This is a genomic window from Pontimicrobium sp. MEBiC01747 (assembly GCF_053601635.1).
Genome location: NZ_JBSHNS010000220.1, coordinates 1 through 1,279 on the forward strand (window position 1 = coordinate 1; position 1,279 = coordinate 1,279).

A 1,279-nucleotide genomic window follows, 5' to 3' on the forward strand; every position below is an offset into this window, starting at 1 on the left:
AGGAACGCCTTTATTTATAAATGCTTTTAAATGCTCACATTCTCTAGTTTCTACGATTTCTTTTTTAGTTGAGGCAAAAATTACCCCATCTATAATATTACTTCTTGACAGGAGATTTGAATATTTTACTTCATTGTTAAAATCATTGCTTGTTTGATACATCATTATCTTATAATCATTTTTATAGGATTCTTCTGTAATTCCATTTAAAGTGTTTAAAAAAAAGCCTTCATGTAAATCTGGTAGTATAACTCCTATTATAAAACTCTTTTTATTTCTTAATGCAGATGCGTGTATATTTCGCTTATAATCTAGAGAATTAGCTATTTTAATTACTTTTTGTTTAGTCTTAGTACTTATTTCTGGACTATTACTTAAAGCTTTAGATACTGTGGATACAGATACATTTAAAATTGATGCCATATCTTTTAATGTGACACTACTAGTTCTCATAGGTTATTAGTGTATTGAATAGTTCGTTTTACAATATTTTATTAGTGTTTTAAAAGCATCTGTTATTGCTAATTCTACATCTGCATAGGGTTCTTGAAGTGCCTTAATAGAAACAAATAAGGTTTGCAAATCTTCTTGGGTTATTTTTTTATTATTTATACTTTTTAATATTAATGTAGAGGTTAGAGATAAGTTTTTAGATAATGGTTCTAAAGGTTTTATGTTTGGGTTTTTAATTATTGGAGTTAAACCTTCATAATTTGTAGCCCACTTTTTTAAATAGTTTTTAATTTCTGCTAAATTATTTTCGGTAATCCCGTTTTCTCTTGCTATTAGTTTATTAAATGCAGTAGCTTCTTCTGCATCTGCAACACAAGCGTCTGCGAATAGAGTAAAAGGAGAAAAGGACTTATATTCTGTTCCTCCTTTATTTCTTGTATATACTTTTAATGGCTCACAGAGTCTTGACAGCGTTTTTAATGCTTCATTATCGCTATGATTACTAATATTTCTTAGAATTACTGCTCTATTTTTAATGTGGGTTATACCTAATTCTTCTAATTTATTATTTACATCTTTTAAGCGATGTAACATATTATCTATGTTATTAATAGTTTTTGGTGACCAGAATCGTTCTGCTATTGCTGCTGTTCTTGGCCAAATTCTAGAATCTATGGTTAAAGGGGTTACTAGTTCGCTCCACATGGTTGCTTCTCCTCCTAAAATTCTTTTTCGCTCTTCTTTTGTTAGCTTTACATTGCCTATTGGGTCTATGCTATAATGGTGCTCTACAGAAAGCATTCTATCTATATAATACCCATTAGAG

2 protein-coding genes are annotated in these 1,279 nt (G+C 29.3%); both read right to left on the reverse strand.

The genetic code is table 11. The features are described 5' to 3' along the window. Window positions 1–453, reverse strand: a 453-nt coding sequence (locus tag ACVC2P_RS07375; RefSeq protein WP_452597838.1) for a LacI family DNA-binding transcriptional regulator, incomplete at its 3' end; no start/stop codon positions are given. A 6-nt stretch (window positions 454–459) separates the two neighbouring features. Continuing rightward, on the reverse strand, window positions 460–1,279 hold an 820-nt coding region (locus tag ACVC2P_RS07380; RefSeq protein WP_452597839.1), incomplete at its 5' end, for a family 20 glycosylhydrolase.